At 60.5% G+C, this 14,087-nt stretch carries 13 protein-coding genes; 11 read left to right on the top strand and 2 right to left on the bottom strand.

What is annotated here, in order from left to right:
* Positions 1 to 25: 25 nt before the first annotated feature.
* The 9 genes from C2846_RS17350 (at position 26) to rpoS (ending at position 8,105) form a co-directional block, all read left to right on the top strand.
* Complete coding sequence (locus C2846_RS17350; RefSeq protein ID WP_080051319.1) at positions 26 to 1,150, top strand: S-(hydroxymethyl)glutathione dehydrogenase/class III alcohol dehydrogenase; 1,125 nt, start codon at positions 26 to 28, stop codon at positions 1,148 to 1,150.
* Entirely contained in the window at positions 1,147 to 2,001 is an 855-nt protein-coding gene (gene fghA / locus C2846_RS17345; protein WP_119702073.1) for an S-formylglutathione hydrolase, read from the top strand. Before C2846_RS17350 ends, fghA begins: the two co-directional genes overlap by 4 nt.
* Before the next feature lie 133 nt (positions 2,002 to 2,134).
* Positions 2,135 to 2,608 (top strand): 2-C-methyl-D-erythritol 2,4-cyclodiphosphate synthase, encoded by a 474-nt coding sequence (gene ispF / locus C2846_RS17340; RefSeq protein WP_119702072.1) that lies wholly within the window; start codon positions 2,135 to 2,137, stop codon positions 2,606 to 2,608.
* Positions 2,605 to 3,663 (top strand): tRNA pseudouridine(13) synthase TruD, encoded by a 1,059-nt coding sequence (truD, locus tag C2846_RS17335; RefSeq protein WP_119702071.1) that lies wholly within the window; start codon positions 2,605 to 2,607, stop codon positions 3,661 to 3,663. Before ispF ends, truD begins: the two co-directional genes overlap by 4 nt.
* Entirely contained in the window at positions 3,663 to 4,415 is a 753-nt protein-coding gene (gene surE / locus C2846_RS17330) for a 5'/3'-nucleotidase SurE (RefSeq protein WP_119702070.1), read from the top strand. Before truD ends, surE begins: the two co-directional genes overlap by 1 nt.
* The gene (locus tag C2846_RS17325) at positions 4,412 to 5,086 is read left to right on the top strand and encodes a protein-L-isoaspartate(D-aspartate) O-methyltransferase (RefSeq protein ID WP_080051314.1); all 675 of its coding nucleotides are present in this window, start codon (positions 4,412 to 4,414) and stop codon (positions 5,084 to 5,086) included. The genes surE and C2846_RS17325 overlap by 4 nt, the downstream gene beginning before the upstream one ends.
* Positions 5,083 to 6,027: a polyprenyl-phosphate transporter gene (locus tag C2846_RS17320; protein WP_465261939.1), complete on the top strand. Its 945-nt coding sequence runs from the start codon at positions 5,083 to 5,085 to the stop codon at positions 6,025 to 6,027. Before C2846_RS17325 ends, C2846_RS17320 begins: the two co-directional genes overlap by 4 nt.
* Positions 6,028 to 6,085: 58 nt before the next feature.
* Complete coding sequence (locus tag C2846_RS17315) at positions 6,086 to 6,928, top strand: peptidoglycan DD-metalloendopeptidase family protein (RefSeq protein WP_240638226.1); 843 nt, start codon at positions 6,086 to 6,088, stop codon at positions 6,926 to 6,928.
* A gap of 175 nt (positions 6,929 to 7,103) precedes the next feature.
* Complete coding sequence (gene rpoS, locus C2846_RS17310) at positions 7,104 to 8,105, top strand: RNA polymerase sigma factor RpoS (RefSeq protein WP_080051313.1); 1,002 nt, start codon at positions 7,104 to 7,106, stop codon at positions 8,103 to 8,105.
* A 145-nt stretch (positions 8,106 to 8,250) separates the two neighbouring features.
* Here rpoS and C2846_RS17305 read toward each other — a convergent pair whose 3' ends face one another.
* Positions 8,251 to 11,280: a multidrug efflux RND transporter permease subunit gene (locus C2846_RS17305; protein WP_119702068.1), complete on the bottom strand. Its 3,030-nt coding sequence runs from the start codon at positions 11,278 to 11,280 to the stop codon at positions 8,251 to 8,253.
* A 12-nt stretch (positions 11,281 to 11,292) separates the two neighbouring features.
* Positions 11,293 to 12,411 (bottom strand): efflux RND transporter periplasmic adaptor subunit, encoded by a 1,119-nt coding sequence (locus C2846_RS17300; protein ID WP_080051311.1) that lies wholly within the window; start codon positions 12,409 to 12,411, stop codon positions 11,293 to 11,295.
* A gap of 165 nt (positions 12,412 to 12,576) precedes the next feature.
* Here C2846_RS17300 and C2846_RS17295 point away from each other — a divergent pair, with 165 nt between their 5' ends.
* Together C2846_RS17295 and C2846_RS17290 are read left to right on the top strand one after the other, a co-directional pair.
* Positions 12,577 to 13,158 carry a LemA family protein gene (locus C2846_RS17295; protein ID WP_119702067.1) on the top strand — a complete coding sequence of 194 codons (582 nt, stop codon included), beginning with the start codon at positions 12,577 to 12,579 and terminating at the stop codon, positions 13,156 to 13,158.
* A complete protein-coding gene (locus tag C2846_RS17290; protein ID WP_080051309.1) occupies positions 13,155 to 14,087 on the top strand; it encodes a GIDE domain-containing protein in 933 nt (310 codons plus the stop codon). Before C2846_RS17295 ends, C2846_RS17290 begins: the two co-directional genes overlap by 4 nt.

Raw genomic sequence — 14,087 nt, 5'->3', positions numbered from 1 at the left:
ACACCAACCTTCCATGGAGAGCCCCATGATCAAGTCTCGCGCCGCTGTAGCCTTTGCCCCCAATGAACCGTTGAAGATCGTTGAGGTGGATGTCGCGCCGCCCCAGGCTGGTGAAGTGCTGGTGCGTATCGTTGCCAGTGGCGTCTGCCATACCGATGCCTACACCCTGTCGGGGCAGGACAGCGAAGGGGTGTTCCCGTGCATTCTCGGCCACGAGGGCGGTGGGATTGTCGAGGCTGTGGGCGAGGGCGTGACCTCGGTCAAGGTCGGTGATCACGTGATTCCGCTGTATACCGCCGAATGCCGCGAGTGCAAATTCTGCAAATCCGGCAAGACCAACCTGTGCAGCTCGGTGCGCACCACCCAGGGCAAGGGGCTGATGCCCGACGGTACCAGCCGTTTCAGCTACAACGGCGAGCCGGTCTACCACTATATGGGCTGTTCGACTTTCTCTGAATACACCGTATTGCCGGAAGTGTCGGTGGCAGTGATTCCCAAAGAAGCACCGCTGGAAAAGGTCTGCCTGTTGGGCTGTGGGGTGACCACTGGGATCGGCGCGGTACTCAATACCGCTAAGGTTGAGGCTGGCGCTACCGTGGCCATTTTCGGTCTGGGTGGCATCGGTCTGGCGGCGATCATTGGCGCCAAGATGGCAGGGGCCAGCCGGATCATTGCCGTCGATATCAATCCGTCCAAGTTCGCCATTGCCGAGGAGCTGGGCGCCACCGATTTCGTCAACCCCAAGGAGCACGAGAAGCCAATTCAGGAAGTCATCGTCGACATGACTGATGGCGGCGTGGACTACAGCTTCGAGTGTGTCGGCAATGTGCAGTTGATGCGTGCGGCGCTGGAGTGCTGCCACAAGGGTTGGGGCGAGTCGACCATCATCGGCGTGGCGCCAGCCGGGGCCGAGATCAGCACCCGTCCGTTCCAGTTGGTTACCGGTCGGGTCTGGCGTGGTAGCGCCTTCGGTGGGGTCAAGGGCCGGACCGAACTGCCGTCCTATGTGGCCAAGGCTCAGACCGGCGAAATTCCGCTGGATACCTTCATCACCCATACCATGGGGCTTGAGCGGATCAATGAGGCCTTTGATTTGATGCACGAAGGCAAGAGCATTCGCACGGTGATTCATTTCAAGGAGCAGGCATGACAACGGCTCTGGAACTGGTTGCCGCCAACAAAAGCTTTGGCGGCTGGCACAAGCGGTACCGGCACCGCTCGCAGGTGCTGGGCTGCGATATGGTCTTTGCCATTTACCTGCCGCCGCAGGCCGACCAGGGCGGGCCGCTGCCGGTGTTGTATTGGCTCTCGGGGCTGACCTGTACTGATGAAAACTTCATGCAAAAGGCCGGAGCCCAGCGACTGGCCGCCGAGCTGGGGCTGGTGATCGTGGCGCCGGATACCAGCCCGCGAGGCGATGGCGTGCCGGACGACCCGGAAGGCGCCTACGATTTCGGCCTGGGCGCCGGGTTCTATGTCAATGCCACCGAGCAGCCCTGGGCACGGCATTACCGCATGTACGACTATGTTGTCAGCGAGTTGCCGGCGCTGATCGAGGCCAACTTCCCAGTGTCGGATCGACGCGCGATCAGTGGTCATTCGATGGGCGGGCACGGGGCATTGATCTGTGCACTTAAGAATCCCGGGCGTTACCTGTCGGTCTCGGCCTTTGCGCCGATCAGCAATCCGAGCAACTGCCCCTGGGGGCACAAGGCGCTGGGTAACTATCTGGGGGCTGATCGCGAGGCCTGGAAGGCCTGGGATGCCTGTGAGCTGATTGCCACTGCCGAACAACAGTTGCCGCTGTTGATCGATCAGGGCGAGGACGACAGTTTCCTGCTTGAGCAGCTCAAGCCTGAGGCGCTGGTCCAGGCGGCATCGAAGGCCGGGCATCCGCTGACGCTACGGCGCCAGCCGGGGTATGACCACAGCTACTACTTCATTGCCAGCTTCATTGATGACCATCTGCGTCATCATGCCCGTGCATTGACTGATGCTTAGGTCGCACGGTAAATAGCCTCAGTAGGGGCGCCTGGCAGCCGCGAAACAAGGGGGCAGGAGCAAGGCCGCTCCTACCTTGTGGAGGGTAAACAGGGTAACATCACCCCCCGGTTTTCTGCAGGCGGGGTAAGCAATGCGCATAGGTCACGGTTACGATGTTCACCGCTTTGGGGATGGCGATTTCATTACCCTGGGTGGGGTTCGGATTGCTCATCACCATGGGCTGATTGCCCACTCCGATGGTGACGTATTGTTGCATGCCCTGACCGATGCCTTGCTCGGCGCTGCGGCGCTGGGCGATATCGGTCGGCACTTTCCTGATACCGATCCCCGTTTCAAGGGTGCCGATAGCCGGGTGCTGCTGCGCCATGCGCTGAGCCTGGTGCAGGATAAGGGGTGGCAGGTCGGCAACGTCGATGCCACCATCGTTGCCCAGTCGCCGAAGATGGCGTCACACATCGAGAGCATGCGTGCTCATATCGCTGCTGATCTGGGCGTTGAGCTCGATCAGGTCAACGTCAAGGCCACTACTACCGAAAAGCTGGGGTTCACCGGACGGGAGGAGGGTATCGCCGTTCACGCTGTGGCCCTGTTGTTGCCCCGATGACCGAAGAGCAACTACTTGGCCCTCGGGCCTGGGGTGCCCCTTGTGGTAGCGCGCGACTCAAGGCTACGCCGGACGACTTTCAGGTAACCGAAGTGCTCGATATTCCGCTCAGCGGCGAGGGCGAGCATCTGTGGTTGCTGCTGGAAAAGCGTGGTCTCAATACCGAAGAAGTGGCCCGCCGACTGGCGCGGGCGGCGGGTGTGGCTGTGCGTGATGTCAGCTATGCCGGGCTCAAGGATCGCCAGGCCCTGACCCGGCAGTGGTTCAGTGTGCAACTACCGGGCAAGGCTGACCCGGATCTGTCTGCGCTGTGGTCGGATGAGCTGCGTTGCAGCGCTCAGGGCCGGCATCGACGCAAGCTGCAGCGTGGCGCTCACAGCGCCAACCGGTTCCTCATTCGCCTGCATGAACTGCAGGCCGATCACGCAGCTCTGGAGCAGCGTTTGCAGCAACTGGCGGTCGCCGGTGTGCCCAACTATGTCGGGCCCCAGCGTTTTGGCCATCAGGGCGGCAATATCGAACAGGCGCGCAGTTGGGCTCAGCGCGCGGTCTTGCCACCGGCCCGCGGTACGCGCTCGCGGCTGCTGTCGAGCGCCCGCAGTCTGCTGTTCAATCGGGTGTTGGCTGAGCGGGTTGGGGCCGGAAGCTGGGATCAGGTATTGCCCGGCGATCTGTTGGCCTTTACCGATAGTCGCAGCCATTTCCCGGCCACTGAGCTGGTAGCGGATGACCCGCGCCTGGCCGCGCTGGATCTGCATCCCACTGGTCCCTTGTGGGGGCAGGGCGAGCCAGCGGTCGGTGCCGATACCCTGGCCCTGGAATTGACGCAGGCGGCAGCCGAGCCCGAGTTGGTCGCCTGGCTGGCGGCCGCGGGCCTGAAGCAGGAGCGACGTGTTTTGCGCCTCCCCATCAGCGGCCTGACGTGGCATTATCCGTCAGCGGATTGTCTTGAACTTGAATTCACCCTGCCGACCGGCTGTTTCGCGACAGCGGTATTGCGTGAGCTGGTTGAGTTGACCAGCAACTCGCAGGGCAGCCTGCAAAGTGATATCTGATGCGTATTCTGATTGCCAATGACGATGGCGTACTGGCGCCGGGACTCAAGGCGCTGCATGGCGCGCTCGAGGATTATGCCGACTGCGTGGTAGTGGCTCCGGCCGAAGACCGCAGCGGTGCCAGCAGCGCTCTGAGCCTGGACAAGCCCTTGCGTCCGTTCACCCTGGACAACGGTTTTATCGGTTTGAATGGTACGCCGACCGATTGCGTGCACCTGGGGCTCAATGCGTTGTTCGACGATAGCGTCGACATGGTGGTCGCGGGTATCAACCTGGGCGCCAATCTCGGAGATGACGTGCTTTATTCGGGCACGGTGGCGGCGGCGCTGGAAGGACGTTTCCTGGCGCGACCAGCCATGGCCTTTTCCCTGGTCGGGCGTCAGCCGGACAATCTTCCAGCGGCTGCGGCCATCGCCCGGCAACTGGTGACGGCCCACGAGCAGCTTGAATTGCCGCCGCGAACGGTGCTCAATATCAATATTCCCAACCTGCCGCTGGAGCATATCAAAGGCATTCAGCTAACCCGGTTGGGGCACCGGGCGCGGGCTGCCAAACCGGTCAAATGGGTCGACCCGCGCGGCAAGGAAGGCTACTGGATTTCGGTGGCCGGCGATGCCGAGGATGGTGGCGACGGCACCGATTTCCATGCGGTTATGCAGGGCTACGTGTCGGTAACGCCACTGCGGATCGACAAGACCCATTTCGAGGTATTCGACCACCTCGGTGACTGGCTGAACGACCTGGGTATATGAGCGTGCGCGAAGATCTTTATAAACACGGCATTGGCATGACCTCGCAGCGTACCCGCGAACGTTTGCTGGAGCGGCTGTTCGAGGAAGGCATCCGCAACTTACAGGTACTCGAAGCGATTCGCCGTACCCCCAGGCATCTGTTCGTTGATGAGGCGCTGGCGCACCGGGCTTATGAAGATACCGCATTGCCAATTGGCCACAATCAGACCCTGTCGCAACCCTACATAGTCGCACGTATGACCGAGCTGTTGCTTGGTGGCGGGCCGCTGGACAAGGTGCTGGAAGTCGGTACCGGCTCGGGTTATCAGACCGCGATTCTGGCTCAGGTGGTCGAACGGGTCTTTACCGTTGAACGCATCCTGCCACTGCAGGAGCGGGCCAAGGCGGTGCTCAAGGACATCAATATTCGTAACGTGGTGTTTCGGCATGCCGATGGCAACTGGGGGTGGCCTCAGTACGGACCCTATGACGCGATCATGGTTACCGCAGCACCGGCCGAAGTGCCGGCCGAGCTGCTGGCACAACTGGCCGACGGAGGTCGCATGGTGATCCCGGTCGGCGCGCGTGAGCAATACCTGACCCTGATCATTCGTGACGGGGAACAGTTCATCCGTCAGCAGGTCGAACCGGTACGTTTTGTTCCCTTGTTGGCAGGAGCCATCAATTCTTGAGTAACCCGATCAAGCGTGGTCTGGCTTTTCTGGCCATTTTTCTCAAGGGCATGGCCATGGGCGCTGCGGATGTGGTGCCTGGTGTGTCTGGCGGGACTATCGCATTCATCAGTGGCATCTACGATCGGCTGCTGGCGGCGGTTGCTGCCTGCACGCCGAACAAGTTGCTGTGGCTGGCCCGTGGGCGTGTGCGCGAGACCTGGCAGGCCATTGACGGAACCTTTCTGTGCATTCTGCTGGCCGGCATCTTTACCAGTATTGCCAGTCTGGCACGACTGATCAGTTACTTGCTGGAACAGCACCCGCAACTGATCTGGTCGTTCTTCTTTGGCCTGATTGTGGTCTCGGTATTGCTGGTTGGACGGCAGATTCCACGCTGGAGCGCCTGGAGCGTGCTGGCTCTGCTGCTCGGCACTGTATTTGCCTATCTGATTACCGTGGCGGTTCCGCTGCAGTTACCGGTTACCGGCCCGGTGATCTTCCTGGGCGCAGCGATTGCTATCTGCGCGATGATCCTGCCCGGCATTTCCGGTAGCTTCATTCTGTTGCTGCTGGGGCTGTACGCAAGCGTGTTGCAGGCGGTCAAAAACTTCGATGTCGGGTTGCTGGCAATCTTCATTCTGGGCTGCGTGGCCGGCTTGCTGAGTTTCTCGCGGTTGCTGTCCTGGCTGCTGAGCCATGCCCGCAGTGTCACCCTGGCGTTTCTGACCGGTTTGCTGATTGGCTCGCTGAATAAAGTCTGGCCGTGGAAGCAGACCCTGAGCTGGCGTGAGAACTCACAGGGTCAGCTTGAACCGTTGGTGCAGAGCAATGTCTGGCCGGCCCAGTTTCAGCAGCTCACCGGTGAGCCAGCCTACTGGCAGGGTGGGTTGGCGTTGATGCTGCTTGCCGTGGTATTAGTGTTGACACTGGAATATTGGGGACGCCAGGCCGAGCGCTGATGCGGAACCGTTAGGAGCTGAATGGGTCATGGGGATGTCTGTGGTGGGCGGACCGCTAATGGCGTGGGGGCGGCAGCTGGGGTTGATGCTGCTGGCCGGGCTGCTGGCTGCCTGCGCAGGACCGTCGACCACGGTACCGATCGATGACCGCAGCCGCGGTGGCCAGCGGGCCCAGACGGCGCAACAGGTCACTTCCGGCCAGCACACCGTGCAGCGCGGTGAGACGCTGTATCAGATCGCCTTCCGCTACGGCTGGGATTGGCGTGCGCTGGCCGCCAACAACAACCTCAACGCGCCTTATACCATCTACCCGGGTCAGCGCATCAGCCTGCGTCCAGGTACTGCCGGCACGCCCGCCCGCACTACCCAAACCGCGCGGCCAGCCACGACCGCAGCCACTAGCCGGCCAGCGACAACTCCACCCCGGACAACCGCTCCAGCCACCCAGCCCAGAGCTACCGCCCCGGCCCCGGCCAGCCGTCCTGCTACGCCAGCAGCCACTCCAGCATCACCCAGCGTGCCTTCGCGGGTGTCCGGTTGGAACTGGCCAGCTCAAGGGCCGTTGATCGCCCGGTTTCAGTCAAACGGAAGTTTGAATAAAGGGATTGATATTGCCGGCCAATTGGGACAGCCTGTGAAGGCTGCTGCAGACGGTGCGGTGGTCTATGCCGGGCGTGGTCTCATCGGTTATGGCGAGATGATTATCATCAAGCACGATGACACCTATCTCAGTGCCTATGCCCACAACAACCGTTTGTTGGTCAATGAGGGGGACCAGGTCAAGGCGGGGCAGGTGATCGCCGAGATGGGTAGTAGCGGCACTGACAGGGTGAAGTTGCATTTTGAAATACGTCGCAGGGGGCAACCGGTTGATCCTTTGACGTATTTACCCAAACTGTGAAGGCCGGTGAATAATCGCAATATGGTTGTCATAGATTATAGGCAGGCTGCCAGATAGGCTTAGGAGGGTTACCAGGAGGGTGATGCTTTGGCCTGCTGACAGGTTGTGGGGGACTGCTGTGATCCTTCGGGATCTGGTACCGAATCGTGATTCGACTGGAATGGGGCACGCAATAATGGCACGCAATAATAATAACGAGCCTGAACACGTTGTAGAGGACGATGTCGTACTGTTCGAGGGCGACGGCATGGACGATGAGGAGGGCAACATGGAAGGCTCTGATACTCGCACCAAGACCGCAACACCGCGTAACCACAAGCGCGAGAATGCGTTCGAGTTCACCAAGCAGCTCGACGCCACCCAGCTTTATCTGAATGAAATCGGTTTTTCCCCGCTATTGACTCCCGAGGAAGAGGTCCACTTTGCGCGACTGGCGCAGAAGGGTGACCCGGCCGGGCGCAAACGCATGATTGAAAGCAACCTGCGACTGGTGGTGAAGATTGCCCGGCGCTACGTCAATCGTGGGCTGACTCTCCTTGATCTGATCGAAGAGGGTAATCTGGGGTTGATCCGGGCGGTCGAGAAATTCGACCCGGAACGTGGCTTCCGCTTCTCGACCTACGCCACCTGGTGGATCCGCCAGACCATCGAGCGGGCGATCATGAACCAGACCCGCACCATCCGTCTGCCGATTCATGTGGTCAAGGAACTCAACATCTACCTGCGCGCTGCGCGTGAGCTGACCCAAAAGCTCGATCACGAACCGTCGCCAGAAGAAATTGCCCAACTGCTCGACAAGCCGGTCGAGGATGTCAAACGCATGCTTGGGCTAAACGAGCGGGTGGCCTCGGTGGACATGTCGCTGGGGCCCGACTCGGACAAGACCCTGCTCGACACCCTGACCGACGACCATGTCACCGATCCCTGTGAACTGCTGCAGGATGATGACCTCAATTCCAGTATCGACCAGTGGCTGTCCGAGCTGAGTGAGAAGCAGCGTGAGGTGGTGACCCGGCGTTTCGGCTTGCGCGGCCATGAAAGCAGCACGCTGGAAGAAGTCGGCCGGGAGATCGGCCTGACCCGCGAGCGGGTCAGGCAAATTCAGGTCGAAGCGCTCAAGCGCCTGCGCGATATTCTCGAACAGCATGGGCTGACCGGGGAGTCGCTGTTTCAGTAAGTCTGGATGGCCACGCCGCTACGCGGCTCGCCATAACGCCGGGAGCGCATAGTCGCTCCCGTACCTAAGCCACACACAAACCTCCGTGCAATCTCCTGGGAGTGTCCGAAACTGATTTAATTAGTGTCTCCCTAACTCGCTTTGCTCAGACCTGTTCGTGCTGCCTGGCTACTGCCAGGTATACCGCTGGCAGTACGAACAGGGTGAATAGCGTGCCGATGGTCAGGCCGCTGGCAATCACCATGCCGATATCGAAACGGCTGACCGCACCGGCACCCTGGGCCAACAGCAGGGGGATCATGGCGAAGACCATTGCCGCAGTAGTCATCAAGACCGGACGCAGGCGGATCGCCGCTGAGGCTTCGACCGCTTCGCGCAGGGCCATGCCCTGTTCACGCTGCAACTGGTTGGCGAACTCGACGATCAGAATACCGTGCTTGCTGATCAGGCCGATCAGAGTCACCAGACCCACCTGGGTATAGATATTCATGGTCGAGAACCCGAGGAATAGCGGGATCAGAGCGCCGCAGATCGACAGCGGTACGGTAACCAGGATCACCAGCGGATCACGGAAACTTTCGAACTGGGCGGCCAGGACCAGATAGATGATCGCCAGCGCCAGGCCGAAGGTGATGTAGAGCGCCGCACCCTCCTGCTTGAATTGACGCGCGGCGCCGGCATAGTCGACGGTGAAGCCCTGGGGCAGTTCTTCAGCGGCGATCTGCTCCAGTGTTTTCAGCGCCTCGCCCATGCTGACACCGGGAACCCCCTGAATCCGTGCTGCATTGAGTTGCTGGAACTGGTTGAGCTGGGTTGGCCGGGCCTGCTCGCCCATCGTGATCAGGGTACCCAGCGCGACCATGTCACCATCCACGGTGGGCACGTAGTAATGCTTGAGCCAATCGCGGTTGTCACGAAACGGACGCTCGACCTGGGCGATTACCTTGTAGCTACGTCCGTCAATAGTGAAACGGTTGATTTCCCCTTCGCCGAGCAGGGTGGCCAGGGTCGAGCCGATATCTTCCATCGTCACGCCCATCTGAGCCGCTTTCTCGCGGGCGATTTCCACGGTGAGCTCCGGCTTGTCGAATGCCAGATCGATATCCAGAAAATAGAACTGGCCAGTTTCCAGCGCCCGTTGCTTGATTCGCTCGGTAACCTGTAACAGGGTTTCGTAGTCGTTGGGAGTGTTGATCACGAACTGCAGTGGCAGCCCGTCACCGGTGCCGGGCAGCGATGGCAGGTTAAAGCCGAAGATCTGCAGGCCGGCGATGCTGTCCAGTTCCTGCTGGACTATCGGCAGCAGCTCCATCTGGCTGCGCTCGCGCTGATCCCAGGGCTTGAGCAGAAAACCACCGATACCGCTTTGCACTCCGTCGAACCCGTTGATCTGGAAGTGCGACTCATACTCGTCGAATTCCTTGAGTTTACGGGTCAGTTCGTCGGTGTAGTGGGTTAGGTACTCCAGGTTGGCGCTCTTGGGTGCGCTGGCCATCATGAAGATGATGCTCTGATCCTCTTCCGGGGCCAGTTCGCTGCGGGTAAAGGCCAGCAGCACCGGAATCAGCAGTAGTACCAGAGCGCCAAAGGTCAGGGTGACACTCTTGGTGTTGAGGCTGTGGTGCAGCAGTTGCCGGTAACGTTGCTGCAAGCCGTCGAACAGCTTGTCCAGGCGGGCAGCCAGCCCGCTGGGGTTTTCCTCGTGGCGCAGCAGCTTGGAGCACATCATCGGTGACAGGGTCAGGGCAACGATGCCGGAAATGATCACGGCGCCGGCCAGGGTGAAGGCGAACTCCTTGAACAGTGCGCCGGTCAGGCCTTCGAGAAAGCCGATCGGAGCGTAGACCGCCGCCAGGGTAATGGTCATGGCCACCACCGGCATGGCGATCTCGCGCGCGCCTTCCAGTGCCGCTTGCACTGGCTGCTTGCCTTCTTCGATATGCCGATGGATGTTTTCCACCACGACGATAGCGTCGTCGACCACCAGGCCGATAGCCAGGACCAGGGCCAGCAGCGTCAGCAGGTTGATCGAGTAGCCCATCAACTGCATGAAAAACAGTACCCCGATCATCGACAGCGGGATGGTGACGATCGGCACCAGGACCGAGCGCAGAGAGCCCAGGAACAGAAATACCACCACGATGACGATGACCACGGCTTCGGCCAGGGTGTTGATTACTTCGTCGATCGAGGCCTGGATGAACTCGGTGGCATCGTAGGCAATCGACAGCTTCAGCTCCGGTGGCAACTGCGCCTCGATCAGCGGCATGGCCTCGCGGACATACTGGATGGCTTCCAGCGGGTTGGCGGTGGGGGTGCCCTGGATGCCGATATAGACCGAGGGTATGCCGTCAAAGAAGCTGATGGCGTCGTAACTTTCCGCGCCCAGTTCGACCCGGGCAACATCTCTGAGTAGCACCCGGGTGTCGCCGTCAGTCTTGATCGGGATGGCGGCAAAGGCTTCCGGGTCTTTCAGGTCGGTGAAGGCGTTGACGCTGGTCACCACGTACTCGCCCTTGGTTTCACCCGCGGCGGAGAGGAAGTTGTAGCGGCTGACGGCCTGGTTGATATCGCTTGCCGTCACCCCATGGGCGCCCATGCGTACCGGGTCCAGCCACAGGCGCATGGCGAAGTTCTGCTGGCCGAGAATTTCGGCTTCGGCGATGCCGGGCAGGGTTGCCAGACGCGGCTGGACCACCCGCGACAGATAGTCGGTGATCTGCGGGTTGGTCAGGGTTTCACTGAAGAAACTGACATACATCAGCGCTGTGGAGTCGGCGGCCTGGCGGCTGATTACCGGGTCCTGAGCCTCGGCCGGCAACTGGTTACGGACTTCGGCGGCCTTGGACATGATGTCGGTAAACAGCCGGTCGGTATCGGCGCCCAGACGGGCATAGACCTGCACCACCGAGAAGTTCTGGCGGCTGACCGAGTTGATGTAATCGACACCTTCGGCGCTGGCCAGGCTTTGCTGGATCGGTTGGGTGATGTAGCCCTGAATGACCTCGGCGTTGGCGCCTGGGTAAGCGGTGGTCACCGTGATCAGGGCATTTTCCAGTTGTGGATACTGGCGGATGGTCAGCTTGGTGAAAGCCTGCAGGCCGAGCAGGACGATCAGCAGGCTGATCACCGTCGCCAGTACCGGGCGACGGATGAAAGGATCGGTAAAAGCCATGCTGGGTTCGCCTTACAGGGGATTGCTGTTGTTGATGCTTACATGCGCACCGTTATCCAGCTTGAGCTGACCGGCAGTGATGACCAGTTCGCCGGCTTCAAGCCCTTCGAGAATGACCACTTCACCGGCCCGCCGGTCCCCGCTTTTGACAAACCGTCGCTCGACTTCCAGTTGCGGTTGGCCGTCTTCGTCACTCAGTTCGTTGCCAGCCTCATCCTGCCGGGGTTTGACTACGTATACCGAGTTGCCATAGAGGGTGTAGGTGATGGCGGTTTCCGGTAGCACGATCTGCGGTTCGGGAGTAGGCATCACCACTTCCAGGTCGGCGAACATGCCGGGCAGCAGGCGCTCATCCGGATTGCCAACCTTGGCGCGGACCTGCAAATTGCGCGAACCGGTCTCAACCCGGGGGTTGATGGCGGCGATCTGGCCCTTGAACTCTTCGCCCGGATAGGCCCCAACCCGCACCAGTACCGACTGCTCCAGTGCCAGCTGCGGGTACAGCTGTTCAGGCACGAAGAAGTCGACAAACAAATCCTCGAGGTTCTGCAGGGTGGCGATTACGGTGCCGGGTGACAGGTAGTCGCCGGGGTCGATCTGGCTGATGCCGATGCGACCGCTGAACGGTGCGACGATGCGTTTGCGTTCAAGGATGGCGTGCAGTTCTTCGACCTGGGCACTGGCCTGTTGCAGGGTAGAGCGGGCCTGGTCGAACTGACTGCGGGAAATGCTCTGGCGCTCGAACAGGTTCTGTTGCCGGTTGAACTCGAGTCGGGCCAGTTCGGCCTGGGCCTGAGCGGTTTTCAGGCTGGCCTGCTCAACGGCGGTGTTCATGCTCAGCAGCGGCTGACCGGCCTCGACCCGCTGTCCGGAGTGGAAGTGCAACTGTTCGACGGTGCCACTGACTTCGGCGGTCAGTTCCACACCAAGGGCGGCGGTCAGCGAACCAATCGCAGGCAGACGGGTTTCCCAGAGTTTCTGTTCTGCGGCCGCCGCGGCTACCTGAATCGGGGGCTGCGGTGCGCTGAACATCTGGATTTGCTGATAGATTGACCAGCCTTTATAGGCGGCCAGGGCCAGTACCACGAGAAAGAACAGTACCAGCATGACAACGAAGCGGCGCAACAACATTTTCGGATCCTTCCAGGCAGTGCGGCACAAGGGCAGATTGCAAGCTGCCTATTATGCGCCGAATGCGGCTATTATCCAGTGCCGCCTGTTGCAAAACGTCTCATGAAATTGGCGCAATGGAGCCGCAGAGGTGCCGATAATGACAAATGATAGAGGGAGATGCTAATGGATCTGACCAATCCCGTTACCTGGGCGATCATCGCCGTGCTGGTAGTTGCCGGGCTGTATGCCATCGTGTTGTACAACCAGTTGGTGAGCATCAAGCATGCGGTCAGCCAGGCCTGGGCCAATATCGATGTACTGCTGCGTCAGCGTCATGAGGAGTTGCCGAAACTGGTGGAGGCCTGCCGGCGCTACATGCAGCATGAACAGGAAACGCTGGAACGGGTGGTCGCTGCCCGTGGTGCCGTGGCTCAGGCCCGTGAGCGTTCCGACGTCAAGGGACTTGGGCAGGCTGAAACCGTACTGCGAGCCGGTTTGGGTCAGTTGTTCGCCTTGGCTGAGAATTATCCTGAACTCAAGGCCAATGAGTCGTTTCGTCATCTGCAGGAGCGGATCACCGGTCTGGAGAATGGTATTGCCGATCGGCGTGAGCTGTATAACGCGGCGGTGAACATCAACAACGTGCGGATTGAACAGTTCCCCGATGTTTTGATTGCGCGGATGTTCAGTTTTCCATCGGCTGATCTGCTGCAATTTTCTGAGGCTGAAAAGGCCGATGTGGATATCTGGGCTCTGTTTTCATGATTGATGTGCACGGCGTCATGCTGTTGTCGTACCCGCATTACGCCATGGCTGTTGGGTTGGCCGGGCTATTCACCCTGATCACGCTGTACAACTGGCTGACCCGGCTGCGCCGGGCGCGCTGGATTGAAGATACCCCGACCTCGCGGATTCGCTCGGCGGCTCAAGGGCTGGTCGAGTTACAGGGTCAGGTCGATGCTGGCGGGTATGCCCCGCTGTTGTCGCCACTCAGCGAAATCTCATGCCTGTGGTATCGGTTTCAGGTCGAGGAATACCGTCGTTCGGGCAAGAACAGCAACTGGCGCACCGTTGAGCGGGGTGTCTCGGAACGGCCGTTTCTGTTGCGCGATGCGACCGGCAGTTGCTGGATCAATCCGTTGGGGGCCGAAGTGCATCCGCGTCAGCGTAAACGCTGGGAAGGCAGCCAGCGTTGGCCGGCTGGGCGCTCGGTGCGTACCGGCATCATGAGCAGCCTGCTTGGGCGGCGTTATCGCTATACCGAGGAATGGTTGCAGGAGGGCGAAACCCTGTACGCTCTGGGCTGGTTCCAAAGCCGTGGCGGTGGGCGTGAGGCGATCGATGAGCAGGCCATTGCCCGTCAGATCATCAGCCAGTGGAAAGCCGACTACCCGGATCTGCTCAGTCGGTTCGACCGTAATGGTGATGGAAGGCTGGATGAGCGTGAATGGGAGCAGGTGCGTCAGGCTGCCGGTGAGGAGGCGCGACGTCAGGCTCGGGTGGCGGGGCAGGCGCCGGTGGTGCATGCGCTGGGCAAGCCACCTCATCGGGGGCTGCCGTTTCTGTTGTCGGATCACCATGAAGAGCATTTGAGCCGGCGCATGCGCCGGGCATCGCTGTTGAGTCTTGGTGGATTTCTGCTTTGCGCTACGGCCAGTGGCTGGCTGTTGCTGGCGCTGGTCCAGGCTGGCTAA

The organism is Pseudomonas jilinensis (assembly GCF_003586265.1).
Taxonomy (GTDB): domain Bacteria; phylum Pseudomonadota; class Gammaproteobacteria; order Pseudomonadales; family Pseudomonadaceae; genus Halopseudomonas; species Halopseudomonas phragmitis.
Note: the sequence above shows the minus strand (reverse complement) of the source record. Positions and strands in the feature narration are given on the sequence as shown.